This window comes from Micromonospora rhizosphaerae, assembly GCF_900091465.1.
Taxonomy (GTDB): domain Bacteria; phylum Actinomycetota; class Actinomycetes; order Mycobacteriales; family Micromonosporaceae; genus Micromonospora; species Micromonospora rhizosphaerae.
Genome location: NZ_FMHV01000002.1, coordinates 3196999 through 3211803, shown reverse-complemented (window position 1 = coordinate 3211803; position 14805 = coordinate 3196999). Strand labels below are relative to the sequence as shown.

General features: G+C 73.5%; 19 protein-coding genes. 5 read left to right on the top strand and 14 right to left on the bottom strand.

The features are described 5' to 3' along the window. Position 1: 1 nt before the first annotated feature. The 3 genes from GA0070624_RS15430 to GA0070624_RS15420 form a co-directional block, all read right to left on the bottom strand. Entirely contained in the window at positions 2-1336 is a 1335-nt protein-coding gene (locus GA0070624_RS15430) for a hemolysin family protein (RefSeq protein ID WP_091341720.1), read from the bottom strand. A gap of 174 nt (positions 1337-1510) precedes the next feature. Continuing rightward, positions 1511-2137 (bottom strand): hypothetical protein, encoded by a 627-nt coding sequence (locus GA0070624_RS15425; protein ID WP_091341718.1) that lies wholly within the window; start codon positions 2135-2137, stop codon positions 1511-1513. Between the two features lie 10 nt (positions 2138-2147). Further along, positions 2148-2666, bottom strand: coding sequence for a GNAT family N-acetyltransferase (locus GA0070624_RS15420; RefSeq protein ID WP_091348902.1), 519 nt, complete (start codon positions 2664-2666; stop codon positions 2148-2150). A gap of 189 nt (positions 2667-2855) precedes the next feature. Between GA0070624_RS15420 and GA0070624_RS15415 the strand changes: the two genes are divergently transcribed. Genes GA0070624_RS15415 through GA0070624_RS15410 form a run of 3 tightly spaced genes read left to right on the top strand, consistent with a single transcriptional unit; the run spans position 2856 to position 4356 of the window. After that, entirely contained in the window at positions 2856-3164 is a 309-nt protein-coding gene (locus GA0070624_RS15415) for a hypothetical protein (protein ID WP_245718799.1), read from the top strand. A 4-nt stretch (positions 3165-3168) separates the two neighbouring features. Beyond that, positions 3169-3450, top strand: a complete 282-nt coding sequence (locus GA0070624_RS36835) for a universal stress protein (protein WP_425413551.1) — start codon at positions 3169-3171, stop codon at positions 3448-3450. A 24-nt stretch (positions 3451-3474) separates the two neighbouring features. Continuing rightward, positions 3475-4356, top strand: coding sequence for a universal stress protein (locus GA0070624_RS15410; RefSeq protein ID WP_091341716.1), 882 nt, complete (start codon positions 3475-3477; stop codon positions 4354-4356). A gap of 96 nt (positions 4357-4452) precedes the next feature. On the opposite strand, the gene GA0070624_RS15405 is transcribed toward GA0070624_RS15410, so the two are convergent. The 5 genes from GA0070624_RS15405 to GA0070624_RS15385 all read right to left on the bottom strand — a co-directional run bounded on the left by GA0070624_RS15405 (position 4453) and on the right by GA0070624_RS15385 (position 7592). After that, positions 4453-5079, bottom strand: a complete 627-nt coding sequence (locus tag GA0070624_RS15405; RefSeq protein ID WP_091341714.1) for an FMN reductase — start codon at positions 5077-5079, stop codon at positions 4453-4455. After that, a complete protein-coding gene (locus GA0070624_RS15400) occupies positions 5076-6185 on the bottom strand; it encodes an LLM class flavin-dependent oxidoreductase (protein WP_091348897.1) in 1110 nt (369 codons plus the stop codon). The genes GA0070624_RS15405 and GA0070624_RS15400 overlap by 4 nt, the downstream gene beginning before the upstream one ends. A gap of 340 nt (positions 6186-6525) precedes the next feature. After that, a complete protein-coding gene (locus tag GA0070624_RS15395; protein WP_091341711.1) occupies positions 6526-6801 on the bottom strand; it encodes a MoaD/ThiS family protein in 276 nt (91 codons plus the stop codon). Continuing rightward, on the bottom strand, positions 6802-6948 hold the full coding sequence (locus GA0070624_RS33975; RefSeq protein WP_245718798.1) for a hypothetical protein: 147 nt from the start codon (positions 6946-6948) through the stop codon (positions 6802-6804). A gap of 26 nt (positions 6949-6974) precedes the next feature. Further along, positions 6975-7592: a DNA-3-methyladenine glycosylase gene (locus GA0070624_RS15385; RefSeq protein WP_091341707.1), complete on the bottom strand. Its 618-nt coding sequence runs from the start codon at positions 7590-7592 to the stop codon at positions 6975-6977. 105 nt (positions 7593-7697) lie between these two features. On the opposite strand from GA0070624_RS15385, the gene GA0070624_RS15380 reads away from it, so the two are divergent. Together GA0070624_RS15380 and GA0070624_RS15375 are read left to right on the top strand one after the other, a co-directional pair. Further along, a complete protein-coding gene (locus GA0070624_RS15380; RefSeq protein WP_245718797.1) occupies positions 7698-8132 on the top strand; it encodes a DNA-binding protein in 435 nt (144 codons plus the stop codon). Positions 8133-8218: 86 nt separating this feature from the next. After that, entirely contained in the window at positions 8219-8572 is a 354-nt protein-coding gene (locus tag GA0070624_RS15375; protein ID WP_091341705.1) for an MmcQ/YjbR family DNA-binding protein, read from the top strand. A gap of 40 nt (positions 8573-8612) precedes the next feature. Here GA0070624_RS15375 and argH read toward each other — a convergent pair whose 3' ends face one another. Genes argH through argB form a run of 6 tightly spaced genes read right to left on the bottom strand, consistent with a single transcriptional unit; the run spans position 8613 to position 14802 of the window. Beyond that, positions 8613-10076 carry an argininosuccinate lyase gene (gene argH / locus GA0070624_RS15370; RefSeq protein ID WP_091341703.1) on the bottom strand — a complete coding sequence of 488 codons (1464 nt, stop codon included), beginning with the start codon at positions 10074-10076 and terminating at the stop codon, positions 8613-8615. 14 nt (positions 10077-10090) lie between these two features. Further along, complete coding sequence (locus GA0070624_RS15365; RefSeq protein ID WP_091341701.1) at positions 10091-11296, bottom strand: argininosuccinate synthase; 1206 nt, start codon at positions 11294-11296, stop codon at positions 10091-10093. Beyond that, the gene (locus tag GA0070624_RS15360) at positions 11293-11808 is read right to left on the bottom strand and encodes an arginine repressor (protein WP_091341700.1); all 516 of its coding nucleotides are present in this window, start codon (positions 11806-11808) and stop codon (positions 11293-11295) included. Before GA0070624_RS15360 ends, GA0070624_RS15365 begins: the two co-directional genes overlap by 4 nt. Further along, a complete protein-coding gene (gene argF, locus GA0070624_RS15355; RefSeq protein WP_091341698.1) occupies positions 11805-12734 on the bottom strand; it encodes an ornithine carbamoyltransferase in 930 nt (309 codons plus the stop codon). Before argF ends, GA0070624_RS15360 begins: the two co-directional genes overlap by 4 nt. After that, positions 12731-13918 (bottom strand): acetylornithine transaminase, encoded by a 1188-nt coding sequence (locus tag GA0070624_RS15350; RefSeq protein ID WP_091341696.1) that lies wholly within the window; start codon positions 13916-13918, stop codon positions 12731-12733. The genes argF and GA0070624_RS15350 overlap by 4 nt, the downstream gene beginning before the upstream one ends. Next, on the bottom strand, positions 13915-14802 hold the full coding sequence (argB, locus tag GA0070624_RS15345; protein WP_091341694.1) for an acetylglutamate kinase: 888 nt from the start codon (positions 14800-14802) through the stop codon (positions 13915-13917). The genes GA0070624_RS15350 and argB overlap by 4 nt, the downstream gene beginning before the upstream one ends. Positions 14803-14805: the final 3 nt, after the last annotated feature.

Here is a 14805-nt window from a genome sequence, read left to right as displayed (position 1 = left end):
GTCAGTTGTGGGCCTCGTCCAGCACCGGGGCCTCGACGTCGCCGCCCCGGTCGGGTGCCGTGTTCCCGGCAACCTTGTGGACCCGCACCTCGGTGATCGCGTGGTGTTCGACATCAGCCACCACCAGCTCCCAGCCGTCGACCGTGACGCTCTCCCCCGCCACCGTGGGGATGTGCCCGAGGCAGGTCAGCACCAGCCCGGCAATGGTGGTGTAATCGCCGGCCGGCCGGCCGGGCAGCTCGACGCCGAGGTCGGTGAGGTCGTGCACGGGGAAGGTGCCGGGCAGCACGAGGCTCCCGTCCTCCTCGGTGCGGACCGAGCTGAGATCCCGATCGGTCTCGTCGTAGATCTCGCCGACAATCTCCTCGAGGATGTCCTCCAGGGTGACGATCCCGTCGACCGCGCCGCGCTCGTCGACCACCAGTGCGATGTGCTGGCGTTCGGCCTTGAACTGGCGTAGCGCGTCGACCACCGGCAGCGAGTCCGGCAGCAGCATCGGCGGGCGGGCGCACTCGTCGACCGGCCGGTCGTCCGGCACGCCGACCAGGTCCCGCAGGTGGATCACGCCGACCGCGTCGTCCAGGCCGCCGTGCCGCACCACCGGGGCCCGGGAGTGGCCGGTGGCGGCCAGCACCAGCCGGGCGGCCTCCGCGGTGGTCCCGCTGTCGAGGGTGAAGACCTGTAACCGGGGTACGAGCACGGCCCGCAGCCGCCGGTCGGCGATCTCCACCGCGCCGGCGATGATGGTCCGCTGCTCCTTGGTGAAGCCGTGGTTACCGGCGACGATCTCGCGCAGCTCGTCCGGGCCGATCTCGTCGGGCTGGTGCTTCGGGTCCACCCCGGCGAGGCGGACCACGAGGTCGCTGGTGACGCCGAGCGCCCAGACCGCCGGCCGGGTGAGGCTGGCCAGCAGGTCCAGCGGGCGGGCCACGACCAGCGCCCAGCGCTCGGCCCGCTGCATGGCGATCCGCTTCGGGGCCAGCTCGCCGAAGACCAGGGTGACGAAGGTCAGGGCCAGGGTGACCGCCACGATGGCGACCGTCTCGGCGGCGTCGCCGAGCACCCCGAGCAGCGGTACGAGCGGCCTGGCCAGGGAGACCGCCGCGGCGGCCGAGGCGAGGAAGCCGGCCAGGGTGATGCCGATCTGAATGGTGGCCAGGAAGCGGTTCGGATCCTTGGCCAGCCGGGCCAGCGTCCGGCCGGCGCGGCTGCTCCGTTCCAGCCGCTGGAGCTGGCTGTCCCGCAGCGAGACCAGGGCCATCTCGCTGCCGGCGAAGGCCGCGTTGAGGATGATCAGAACTCCGACCAGGGCCAGTTGGCTCCAGTAGCTCTGCACGCCCGGATCTCTCCCTCACGCGACCGGCGTCGGCCGCAATGCCCGACGCCGCCGGCCGGGTGACCCGGTCGGCGTAGGCCTGTCTGTGCCCAGCGGAGGCGCCGCTGAATCCTCCGCCGCCCGGCCGGGTGGCGCGGTCCTGCGCCACGCCACCCGCGCGGTTGACGCGGTCGGCTACGCGGGGGCGGGCAGGTCCAGCACGTACGCGTCGCCGTCGCGGCGGAAACCGAGCCGGTGGTAGTACGGGGCCACCATGCCGGGCGGGCTGACCACCTTGCGGAAGCCGCGGTCGGTGAAGAGGCGGCTGCGCCGGTAGACGAACTCGCCCGGGGTGAAGTCGCGGAACCGCTGGGTGACGTAGTCGAGGTCGATCTGCGCGACGCCGCCTTCCTCGGCGTGGGCCAGCACCACCCCGACCACCTCGTCGCCGCGCACCACCAGAAACGCCGAACGCCGGCCGTCCGAGGGGTCCCAACGGAAGTCCGGGTTGAACCGGGCGATGTCGGCGCCATGCACCCGCAGGGTGTGCGCCAGGAACTCGTCGCCCACCCCCACCTCGACCACCTGGTAGGTCTGCTCGTCGTGCCGGGTGGCCAGCATCTTGCGCAGATACCAGAGGTTGATCAGCGCGAGCACCACGTTGAGCCCGACCATCGGCCAGACCCGCACCGCGGCGTTGTAGCCGATCAGGATCAGGCAGCCGAGCAGGTTGAAGATGCGCAGCCGGAGGATCCGGGTCTGCAGCAGCGACCAGACCAGCAGCGCGGAGCCGGCCCAGCCGACGAGTTCCAGCCAGTTCACCCCGGGGAGACTAGTCGTCGCCCGGCTCGGGACCAGCGACGGGCGGCGGCGTGGCGGGCAGCTCCAGCACGTACTCCTCGACCTCGGTGCCGCGGCCGTTGGCGTACCCCTTGTCCTCGCCGATGAGGACGAAGCCGCACTTGCGCAGCACGGCGAGCGAGGCGACGTTGTCCTTGGCGGCGCGGGCGTGGACCGGCCGCTGCGGCAGCTCCCGCAGGAGCGCGGCCAGCGCGGCCGTGGCATGGCCACGGCCCCAGCGGCGCGGGTCGATCCAGTAGCTGACCTCGGTCCGGTCGCCGACCGGGAAGGCGTTCACGTGACCGACCACCTCGCCGTCGACCGTGACGGTGCGCGGGACGATCCGCGGGTCGGCGCGGACCCGGCGCCAGTGCGCGTCGAACGCGGCCCGGTCGGCGGGGTCGGCGGGGCCGAAGGCGGCCATCCAGTTGGCCTGCGGGTCCTGCTCGTAAGCGAAGAAGGCGGGCAGGTCCTCGTCCCGCACCGGGCGGATCCGTACATCACTGGTCACCCGCCGCAGGATACGCACGCCCTCCGACACCTCGGGGGCCGCTGGCGCGATGAGCGGTCCCCTTCACGTTCGTCGACCAGCGGCGGCGCCCGTGGCGACCACGCGGACCGGGGTGGAAGTTCTCACCCGCCCGGTGGATCCGGCACCCGGACCGGCCCGAGCGGACCCGGCAGGTCGGAGGATCACGACGTGACGAGACTGGCTACCCGCCTGCGCCGATCCGGCGCGGCTTCCTCCGGCACTCAGACGGTCGGAGCGTCCGCCACCGGCGCGCTCGCCACCGGTGCGCGGGCGCTGGGCGCCACCGCGGCCGGCTCGCTGGCGCTCTCCGCGGCGGCGCTCGGCGCCGTGGCGGTGGGCGCGCTGGCGATCGCGCGGCTCGCGGTCCGCCGGGCGGCCATCCGGGAACTGCGCATCGGCCGCCTCGAGGTGGACGAGCTGGTCGTCCGCAGGTACGCCCTGCCGGGCCCGACCGTCGGCGGCACGGACGGGAGATAGCCGGCTGCCGCCGGGTCGCACTCTCGGTCGGCGGCTGCTCGGCTCGGTCGGCCACGCCGTGCTGCACCACGCCCCCGGCCCGGTGGCCGTCGTCCGGCGGGGCAGCGACCGCGCCTCACCGCCCGGCGCCGCCATGTCGGCCGCTCCCCCGGCCGGCGCAGCGAGCTCTCTGGCATTGTCCGGATCGGCTGCTCCAGGCCCCCGCGGAACGGCTCACCGGCGGAGGTGTTCGCGCCACGGTGTCCGGGCAAATGAACAGCGGTGGCGGCGGACGCATCGACAATGACCTGATCGACCTCTGGGGGAGCTGATGAACCGACCTGTCGTGGTGGGCGTCGACGGATCGCCGTCCAGCCTCGTCGCCGCCGAGCACGCGGCGCGGAGCGCGGTCCAGCGGTCCCGGCCGCTGCACCTGGTGCACGGCTACCTGCACCCGCTCGGCTACGGCGTGCCGCTCAACCCGTACGACCTCGGGGTGCCGGCGCCCACCGAGGAGGCGCAGAAGATGCTCGAGCAGGCCGCCGCCGACCTGACCGACCGCCATCCAGGGCTGACCGTCGAGGTGCGCCAGGTGGCCGGCGGGCCGGGCGCCGCCCTGATCGAGGAGTCCCGCCGGGCCGAGCTGGTGGTGGTCGGCAGTCGGGGCCATGGCGGGTTCGCCGGGCTGCTGCTCGGCTCGGTCAGCACCCAGGTCGCCCAGCACGGGCACTGCCCGGTGCTGGTGGTCCGCCCCGCCGAGCAGCCGATCCCGATGGACGGGCCGGTGGTGGTCGGGGTGGACGGCTCGGAGTCGGCGGCGCTCGCCGTCCGGCTGGCCGCCGACGAGGCGGTACGCCGCGACACCGCCCTGGTTCTCCTGCACGTACGCCCGGCGGACCGGGCCCGGATGGTGCCGGAGGAGGTCGCGGAGTCCGCGGCGGCGGGAGACGCCGAGTCGGCCGACCTGCTGGCCGCGGCGGCGGGCCGGGTCCGGGCCGACCAGCCCGGGCTGTCCGTGACGGAACGGCCGGTACAGGCGGCCAAGCCGGAGCAGGCGCTGATCGAGGCGAGCGGGGACGCCGCGCTGGTGGTGGTCGGCTCGCGCGGCCGGGGCGGCTTCGCCGGGCTGTTGCTGGGCTCGGTCAGCCAGGCGCTGGTGCAGCATGCTCACTGCGCGGTGCTGGTCGCGCACCCGTACGAGCAGGCGGACTGACCGCCCGGGCCTGGAGCTGCGGAAGATCCGCACGACGTCAGCGAAACCGTCCGCGGGTCTTGGAAGGGGTGGGCGGGCGCGACTCGAAGATCGGCGTCAGGCGGGGTCGCGACCGGCGAGCAGGTCCTCGAAGCTGGTGGTGAGGGCGAACGGGTCGGCCACGCCCGTGCCCGCCGGGCGGCGGTCGACCTGCTCGGCGAGTTCGGCGCCGGCCCGCCGGATCCGGGCGCGCAGCGCGCCGTCGGCAGCCTCGCCGGACCAGTCCTCGGGTGCGGCGAAGACCGCCGTCGGCACGACCGGCGCGCGCAGGTGAACGAACATCGGCCGGACCGCGTGCTCCAGGGCGAGCGAGTGCCGGGCGGTGCCGCCGGTCGCGCCGATCAGCACCGGGCGATCGACCAGGGCACCCTTGTCCACCACGTCGAAGAACGACTTGAACAGCCCGTTGTAGGAGGCGTTGAAGATCGGCGTGACGGCGATGAGCCCGTCCGCGCCGGCCACCGTGTCCAGCGCCTCCCGCAGTGCCGGCGAGGGAAAGCCGGTGAGCAGGTGGTTCACCACGTCGTGGGCGTACTCGCGCAGCTCCACCGTGCGGATCTCCACGTCGGCGCCGCGCCGGACCAGCTCGTCGCGGGTGGCCGCGGCGAGCTGATCGGCGAGCAGCCGGGTCGAGGAGGGCTGGCTGAGGCCCGCCGAGACCACCGCGAGGGTGCGCCGGGTCATCGGGCGCCCTCCGCCTCGGCCAGGCCCGCCGCCACGTCGCGGGCCGCGACCAGCGAGGCATGGGTGGGCGCCTCGGGTACGTGCGCGGGGCGCAGCGAGTCGAACTCCTTACGCAGCACCGGGACGACCTCCTCGCCGAGGATGTCGAGCTGCTCGAGCACGGTCTTCAGCGGCAGCCCGGCGTGATCGATGAGGAAGAGCTGCCGCTGGTAGTCGCCGACGTACTCGCGGAAGCCGAGGGTCCGGTCGATGACCTGCTGCGGGCTGCCGACGGTCAGCGGCGTCTGCGCGGTGAACTCCTCCAGCGACGGCCCGTGCCCGTAGACCGGGGCGTTGTCGAAGTACGGCCGGAACTCGCGGACCGCGTCCTGCGAGTTCTTCCGGATGAACACCTGCCCGCCGAGCCCGACGATCGCCTGCTCCGGCGAGCCGTGCCCGTAGTGGGCGAAGCGCTGCCGGTAGAGCCCGACCATCCGCTGGGTGTGCTCCTTCGGCCAGAAGATGTGGTTGGCGAAGAAGCCGTCGCCGTAGTACGCGGCCTGCTCGGCGATCTCCGGGCTGCGGATGGAGCCGTGCCACACGAACGGCGGCACGCCGTCCAGGGGGCGCGGGGTCGAGGTGAACGACTGCAGCGGGGTGCGGAACCGGCCCGTCCAGTCGACCACGTCCTCCCGCCACAGCCGGCGCAGCAGGTCGTAGTTCTCGATGGCGAGCGGGATGCCGTTCCGGATGTCCTGGCCGAACCACGGGTAGACCGGCCCGGTGTTGCCCCGGCCCATCATCAGGTCGACCCGGCCGTCGGCCAGGTGCTGGAGCATCGCGTAGTCCTCGGCGATCTTCACCGGGTCGTTTGTGGTGATCAGCGTGGTCGAGGTGGAGAGCAGCAGCCGCTCGGTGCGGGCGGCGATGTAGCCGAGCATGGTGGTCGGCGACGACGGCACGAACGGCGGGTTGTGGTGCTCACCGGTGGCGAAGACGTCGAGTCCGACCTCCTCGGCCTTGAGCGCGATGGCGACCATTGCCTTGATCCGCTCACGCTCGGACGGCAGCCGCCCGTTGGTCGGGTCGACCGTGACGTCGCCGACGGTGAAGACTCCGAACTGCATGACCAGCTCCTCGCGTGACCACCGGACCGGTGCGGCCCGGATCGCACCGCACAACATATTTGACGAATCAACTATTCCGCCGCCACGCCCTCCCAGCCACCACCACGGGACTCCCTTTGAAGCTGCCCCACCTGCGCGCCCGGGCCCTCACCGGCGGTCACCCCCCGCAGCGCAACGACCATCGGGAAACCCCGACCGCAGCCGGGCTCTGCGCGTCGACAACCGCCCCGTTCTAGCGGGCAGCTCCAAAGTCGCCCGCCGCACCTTCCCGGCGGCTACTGCTCGGGGCATGAGGGGCTGGGAACCGACCGGCGGGTACGCCTGGCTCGCGCCCGATCCGTCAGCCGCCGGCCACCGAGGGGAGCACCTGCACCTCGGCGCCGTAGCCGACCGGGGTGTCCAGCCCGCCGACGTGCCGGCAGTCCTCGCCGTCGACGTAGACGTTGACGTAGCGGCGCAGGTCGCCCCGCTCGTCCCGGATCCGGCGGGCCAGCCGCGGCCAGGACCCGGCCAGCTCGTCGAGGACGGTCCGAAGCGTGCCCGTGGCCGTGACGGTCAGCCGGCTCGCGCCGCCCGCCTCGCCGGGCAACGGGCCGGGCAGCAGCACGGTGACCACTCAGACCGCCGCGGCGCGGACGCAGAGCACGTCGGGCAGGTGGGCGGCGACCAGCGCCCAGGAGTCGCCCTCGTCCCGGCTGGCGTAGACCTCGCCGGAGCGGGTGCCGAAGTAGACCCCGGCCGGGTCGGCGTCGTCGGCGCACATCGCCGCGTGGGCGGCGGTCGATGCGGTCAGCGGCGGGAGCGGGGCACGTGCCGCCGGTAGGCGCTCACCGTCGGGTCGCCGGCGATCCAGAACCGCCACGGCACGTCGTGCGCGCCCGTAACCCCGACCCGGGGGCCGGCCTCGATCATCGCCTCCGGCACCGGCGCGACGGCCGGGCCCAGCCGCACCGGCCCCTCGCCGAGCAGGTCGAGGCCGTAGACCGAGCGATCGATGCCGAGCGCCGCGCAGAGCCGGGCAGGTCCGCGGGCCAGGTCCACGTCCCGGCGTACGGCGGGGCGGCGGGCCCGGGCGGCGTCGAGGCCGTCGACCACCCCGCCGGCCCGGAGCAGCACCGCCGAGGCCTCGCCGTCCGGGCCGGTGACCACGTTCATGCACCAGTGCATGCCGTAGGTGAAGTAGACGTAGGCGTGGCCGGCCGGGCCGAACATCACCGAGTTGCGCGGGGTGCGGCCCCGGTGGGCGTGCGACGCCGGATCGCCGGCGGTGCCGGCGTACGCCTCGACCTCGGTGATCCGGACGGTGATCCCGTTGGCGGAGAGCCGGCAGCCGAGCAGCCCACGCGCGGCTGGCACCACCGGGCCGGCGAGCAGGTCGGCCAGGCCGGCCAGGTCGACGCCGGTCATGGGATGAGCAGGGGGTACGCCATGGCCCGACCCTATCCGGCGCACGATCCCACCGCGAGGCAGTTTTCAACAAGGTGTTGACAAAAGAGTGTTGATGAGCGTCTGATGGAGCACATGGTCACGCTGGACAACGATCCGTTCACCGCTCCGGATGCTGCCCAGGCCCGGGCGCACCGCAACTACGCGGCTCTGGTGCGGATCGCCGAGCGGCATGCGGGCACCGACGCCCGCCGCTGGCGGTACGCACACCCGGACATCCCGGACGCGTACGAGGCGGCGACGCTGGTGATGGCCCTGGCCGGCGGCGCCGAGTTGGAGCCCGGCGAGGAGCCGGTCGATCAGTCGGACCTGATGGCCGCACTCACCCTGATCCCGCACGTCCGCGCCGAGGTGGACACGCTGGAGGCGGGGCTGTTGCAGGTGGCCCGCGGCCGCGGACTGACCTGGCAGGCGATCGCGTTCGGGCTCGGGCTGGGCAGCGCGCAGGCGGCCCGCCAGCGCTACGAGCGGCTCGCCGTGCGGACCGGCACCGCCGACTGACCGGCCGCTACCGGGCCCGGTCCAGCGGGCGTGGCCGCAGGGGCTGGTGGAGACTGTCCCGGAAGGAGCGACCGGCGGAGGGGTGTATGGATCGGGCCGAGCTGACCGCGTACTGCCTGGCGAAGCCGGGTGCCTGGCTGGACCAGCCGTGGGAGGGCGACGTGGTGGTCAAGGTGGGCAGCCGCATCTTCGCCTTCCTCGGGGCGGAGAACGGCGACCAGCGGGTCGGGGTGAAGTGTGGCCCGACCCGGGAGGTGGCCGACGAGTGGCTGCACCGGTATCCGGACGACGCCCGCCCTTCCCCCTACATCGGACGCTCGGGGTGGAACACCCTGCGGGCCGGCGGCGCGATCCCCGACGACGAACTGCTGGAGGCCGTCGACGCGTCGTACGACGCGGTGGTGGCGAAGCTGCCGAAGCGGGAGCGGCCGACGGCCTGACCTGGTCGGCGCGGCGTGCGCCGAGCCGACCCGGGAGGGCTCAGCGGGGAACGACCCGCTCGGCGGCCCAGTCCCGCCAGCCGGCCAGCTTGTCCGCCGCGGCCGCGAGCTGCTCGGCGACCGGGCCGGGGCCGGTCGAGCCGGGGGTGGTCCGCGCCGCGAGGGCGGAACGGACCGAGAGCACGTCGCGCACCGACGGGTCGAGATGCTCGCTGACCGCGGCCAGATCGGCGTCGGAGACCTCGTCCAGGGCGCAGTCCCGGGCCACGCAGAGCGCGACCAGCTTGCCGGTGATCTCGTGCGCGTCGCGGAACGGCACGCCCTTGCGGACCAGCCAGTCGGCAACCTCGGTGGCCAACGAGAAGCCGACCGGCGCGGCGGCGACCAGCCGGTCGACGCGTACCGTCATCGTGGAGATCATCCCCGCGAGGGCCGGCAGCAGCAGTTCCAGGGTGTCGACCGCGTCGAAGGCGGGCTCCTTGTCCTCCTGCATGTCCCGGTCGTACGTCATCGGCAGGCCCTTGAGCATGGTGAGCACGCTCATCAGCCCGCCGACCAGCCGGCCGGACTTGCCCCGGGCCAGCTCGGCGATGTCCGCGTTCTTCTTCTGCGGCATGATCGACGACCCGGTGGCAAAGGCGTCGTCCAGGTCCACCCAGCCGAACTCCTGCGAGGTCCAGAGCACCACCTCCTCGCCGAGCCGGGACAGGTGCACCCCGATCATCGCGGTGACGAAGAGGAACTCGGCGACGAAGTCCCGGTCGGCGACGGCGTCCATCGAGTTGGCGAAGGACGTGCGGAAGCCCAGTTCCTTGGAGACGGCCACCGGGTCCAGCGGCAGACCCGAGCCGGCCAGCGCGCCCGCGCCGAGCGGGCTGATGGCCGCGCGGTGGTCCCAGTCGCGCAGCCGTTCCAGGTCCCGCAGCAGCGGCTGCACGTGGGCGAGCAGCCAGTGCCCGAAGGTGACCGGCTGGGCGTGCTGCAGGTGCGTCATGCCGGGCGCGGCGGTGTCCACGTGCCGCTCGGCCTGCTCCACCAGGGCCTCGGCCAGCTCGACCAGCCGGCTGGCCACGCCCCGCGCGTGGTCACGCAGGTAGAGCCGCAGGTCGGTGGCGACCTGGTCGTTGCGGGACCGGCCGGCGCGCAGCTTGCCGCCGAGGCTGCCGAGCCGCTCCAGCAGGCCGCGTTCCAGCGCGGTGTGCACGTCCTCGTCGTCGACGGTCGGCCGGAACTGCCCGGATGCGCAGGCCGCCTCCAGGTCGTCTAGCGCGGCCAGGATCCGGCCCAGCTCCTCGGGGTCGAGCAGGCCGGCGCCGGCGAGGACCCGGGCGTGCGCCCGGGAGCCGGCGATGTCGTACGGGGCGAGGCGCCAGTCGAACTGCACGCTCACCGACAGCCGCGCGAGGGCCTCCGCGGGGCCGCCGGCGAAGCGCCCTCCCCACAGGCTCGTCCGGTTGGTGGCGGCGCTGTTCTCGGTCAGGCTCTTGTCGTCCACCCCGCCCATTGTGGTACGCACGATCAGACGCCACCCAGCCGGGCGTCCCGCGCGGCGGCCATCCTGCTGGGCAGGCCCCACAGCTGCACGAAGCCCTTGGCGAGGGACTGATCGAAGGTGTCGCCGGTGTCGTAGGTGGCCATGCCGAAGTCGTAGAGGCTGGCCTCGGAGCGACGCCCGGTGACCACCGCCCGGCCGCCGTGCAAGGTGAGCCGCACCTCGCCGGAGACCTGCCGCTGGGCGTCGTCGATGAACGCGTCGAGGGCCTTCTTCAGCGGCGAGAACCACAGGCCGTCGTAGACCAGCTCGCCCCAGCGCTGATCGACGCCCTTCTTGAACCGAGCCAGGTCCCGCTCGACGGTGACCGCCTCCAGCTCCTGGTGGGCGGTGATCAGCGCGATCGCGCCAGGGGCCTCGTAGACCTCGCGGCTCTTGATGCCGACGAGGCGGTCCTCGACCATGTCGAGCCGGCCGACGCCCTGGGCGCCGGCGCGCCGGTTGAGCTCCAGGATCGCCTGGTACGGGGTGACGGTCTCGCCGTCGATGGCGACCGGGATGCCGGCGTCGAAGGTGATCACGAGCTCGTCGGCGTCCCGCGGCTCGGCCGGGTCGGCGGTGTAGGAGTACAGGTCCTCGATCGGGCCGTTCCAGATGTCCTCCAGGAAGCCGGTCTCCACCGCGCGGCCCCACAGGTTCTGGTCGATGGAGTACGGCGACTTCGCCGACACGTCGATCGGCAGCCCCTTCTCCTCGGCGAAGGCGATCGCCTTGTCCCGGGTCCAGGCGAAGTCCCGGGCCGGGGCGATGATCTTCAGCTCGGGGGCGAGCGCGCCCAGGCCGACCTCGAAGCGGACCTGGTCGTTGCCCTTGCCGGTGCAGCCGTGCGACACGATGGTGCCGCCGTGCTTGCGGGCCGCCGCCACCAGGTGCTTGACGATCAGCGGCCGGGACAGCGCGGAGACCAGCGGGTAGCGGTCCATGTAGAGCGCGTTGGCGCGCATCGCCGGCAGGCAGTACTCGGCGGCGAACTCCTCGCGCGCGTCGACCACCTCCGCCTCGACGGCGCCACAGTCCAGCGCGCGCTGCCGGATGGCGTTCAGGTCCTCGCCGCCCTGCCCGACGTCGACCGCGACCGCGATCACCTCGGCGCCGGTCTGCTCGGCCAGGTAGGGAATGGCGACGGAGGTGTCCAGCCCTCCGGAGTACGCCAGGACGACCCGCTCGGTCATGGTGTGGTGCTCCCTTCAACGGTCTCTTCCCGGCGGGCCCACGCGGCGAGCTTGTCGCCCAGCGCGGCGCCGCCGACGGCCTCGCGGGCCACGACGAGGATGGTGTCGTCGCCGGCGATGGTGCCGACGATCTCGGGCAGGCCCGCTCGGTCCAACGCGCTGGCCAGGTAGTGCGCCGCGCCGGGCGGGGTGCGCAGCACGGCGATGTTGCCGCTGGAGTCGACCCCGTTGAGCAGCTCGCGCAGCAGCCGCACCAGCCGGGCCGGGGCGGCCTCGGCCTCGCGCAGCGGCCGGAGGCCGTCCTCGGGGATCAGGTAGACGGCCCGCCCGTCCCCACCGCGCGCGGTGACCGCACCCAGTTCCTTGAGGTCCCGGGAGAGGGTGGCCTGGGTGACCTGGATGCCGTCGCCGGCGAGCAGGTCGGCCAGCTCGGTCTGCGAGTGGATCGCCTTCTCGCGGATCAGCTCGACGATGCGGGCGTGCCGGGCAGCACGGGTCAGCGGGGCGGTCATGATATGGATGCCTCCAGGAGAAAAGTCAGCAGCGCCTTCTGGGCGTGCAGGCGATTCTCCGCCTGGTCGAAGACCGCGCTCCGTGGGCCGTCGAGCACCTCGTCGGTGATCTCCTCGCCGCGGTGGGCGGGCAGGCAGTGCAGCACGATCGCGTCCGGCGCGGCCGCCGCGAGCAGCTCCGCGTTGACCTGGTACGGCAGGAACGGGGTGATCCGGTCCAGCCCGTCGTCCTCCTGGCCCATCGAGGTCCAGGTGTCGGTGGCCAGCACGTCGGCGCCGCGTACCGCCTCGACGGGGTCGGTGAGCACGCGAACGGACCCGCCGGTGCCGGCGGCGATCTTCTCGGCCCGGCTCACGACCTCGCGGTCGGGCTGGAAGCCGACCGGGCCGGCGATCCGCACGTGCATCCCGGCGGTCGCCCCGGCGAGCAGGTACGAGTGCGCCATGTTGTTCGCCGCGTCGCCGACGTACGCCAGGGTGCGTCCGGCGGTGGCGCCGAACCGCTCGCGGACGGTCAGCAGGTCGGCGAGGAGCTGGCACGGGTGGTAGTCGTCGGTGAGCGCGTTGACCACCGGGACGGTGGCGTGCTCGGCGACCTCGGCGATCCGGTCGTCGCCGTGGGTGCGCAGCACGATCGCGGCGACGTACCGGGAGAGCACCCGAGCGGCGTCGGCCAGGGTCTCGCCCCGGCCGAAGTGGGTGACCTGGGTGTCCACCACCAGCGGGTGGCCGCCCAGCTCGGCGATGCCGGCGTCGAAGGAGATCCGGGTGCGCAGGCTCTGCTTGTCGAAGAGCACGGCCACCGACCGCGGCCCGGCCAGCGGCTGGTACGCGAACCGGTCCGCCTTCATCCGGGCGGCCAGGTCGAGCACGGCGGACTGCTCGGCGGGCGAGAGGTCGTCGTCCCGCAGGAAGTGCCGGATCATGCGGGAACCTCCGATCCGGTGGCGGCGACGTCCAGGGCCGCCGGGAGGGCGGCGAGGAAGGCGTCGGCCTGGGCGGCGGTGAGGATCAGCGGCGGGGCGAGCCGGACCACGCCGGGCTGCACCGGGTTGACCAGGAAGCCGGCGTCGCGCAGCGCGTTCGCCACCGCACCGGAGACTGGTTCGGTGAGCACGACGCCGAGCAGCAGGCCCGCGCCGCGGACCTCGGCGACCAGCGGATGGCCGAGCGCCTCGACCCCCCGCCGTAGCAGCTCACCGACTCGCTTGACGTGATCCAGCAGCCCCTCGTTGGCGATGGTGGCGACCACGGCGAGGGCGGCCGCGCAGCTGATCGGGTTGCCGCCGAAGGTGGTGCCGTGCGAGCCGGGGCGGAGCAGCTCGGCGGCCCGGCCGAAGGCCAGGCAGGCGCCGATGGGCAGCCCGCCGCCGAGGCCCTTGGCCAGGGTGACGATGTCCGGTTCGACGCCCTCGGCCTGGTGGGCGAACCAGTGCCCGGTCCGGCCGATGCCGGTCTGCACCTCGTCGAGCACCAGCAGGGCGCCGTGCCGGGCGGTGATCCGGCGGGCCTCGGCAAGGTAGCCGGCCGGCGGGACGACGATGCCGTTCTCGCCCTGGATCGGCTCCAGGATCACCATCGCGGTGGCGTCGGTGACGGCCGCCTCGAGGGCGGTCGTGTCGCCGTACTCGACGTGGGTGACGTCGCCGGGCAGCGGGCGGAACGGGTCGACCTTGGCCGGCTGCCCGGTGAGCGCGAGGGCACCCATGGTCCGGCCGTGGAAGCCGCCCCGGGCGGCGACCACGTGCGACCGGCCGGTGAGCCGGGAGAGCTTGAAGGCGGCCTCGTTGGCCTCGGCGCCGGAGTTGGCGAAGAAGATCCGGCCGGGCCGGCCGGCCAGGGCCAGCAGCAGTTCCGCCAGGGCCACCGGCGGCTCGGCGACGAAGAGGTTGGAGACGTGGCCGAGGGTGGCGACCTGCCTGGAGACGGCGGCCACCACGGCCGGGTGGGCGTGGCCCAGGGCGTTGACCGCGATGCCGCCGAGCAGATCGACGTACTCCCGACCGGCCTCGTCGACCACGACGGCGCCCGAGCCGGAGACCAGCGCCAGCGGCGGGGTGCCGTAGTTGTCCATCATGGACTGCCGCCAGCGCTTCAGCAGCTCGCTCATCCGGCGATCACCATCGTTCCGAATCCTTCCGAGGTGAAGACCTCGAGCAGCGTGGAGTGGGCGACCCGGCCGTCGACGACGTGTGCGGCGGGGACTCCCCCGCGCACCGCCCGCAGGCAGGCCTCCATCTTCGGGACCATCCCCGACTGGAGGGACGGCAGCAGCTTGGCCAGGTCGTCGGTGGTGACCTCGCTGACCAGGCTGCCGGTGTCCGGCCAATCGGCGTAGAGGCCGGGGACGTCGGTGAGCACGACCAGCTTCCGGGCCTCCAGTGCGACCGCCAGGGCCGCGGCGGCGGTGTCGGCGTTGAGGTTGTGCAGCACCCCGTCGGCGTCCGGCGCGACGGTGGAGATCACCGGGATCCGCCCGGCCGTGATCAGGTCCGCCACCGCAGACACGTGCACCGACTCGACGTCGCCGACCTGGCCGACGTCGACCGGCTCGCCGTCGACGTACGCGGGGCGCCGGACCGCGGTGAACAGCCCGGCGTCCTCGCCGGAGAGGCCGACGGCGAACGGACCGTGCACGTTGATCAGCCCGACCAGCTCCCGGCCGACCTGCCCGACCAGCACCATCCGGACGACGTCCATCGCCTCGGCAGTGGTGACCCGCAGGCCGCCCTTGAACTCGCTTTCGATGCCGAGCCGGCCGAGCATGGCGGAGATCTGCGGCCCGCCGCCGTGCACCACGACCGGCTTGAGGCCGGCGTAGCGCAGGAAGACCATGTCGGCGGCGAAGGCGCGCTGCAGCTCCGGGTCGACCATGGCGTTGCCGCCGTACTTGACCACGACGGTGGCCCCGGAGAAGCGGGCCAGCCAGGGCAGGGCCTCGATCAGCGTCTCGGCCTTGGCCTGGGCCCGGCTGAGGTCCGTGGTGAGGCTCATGAC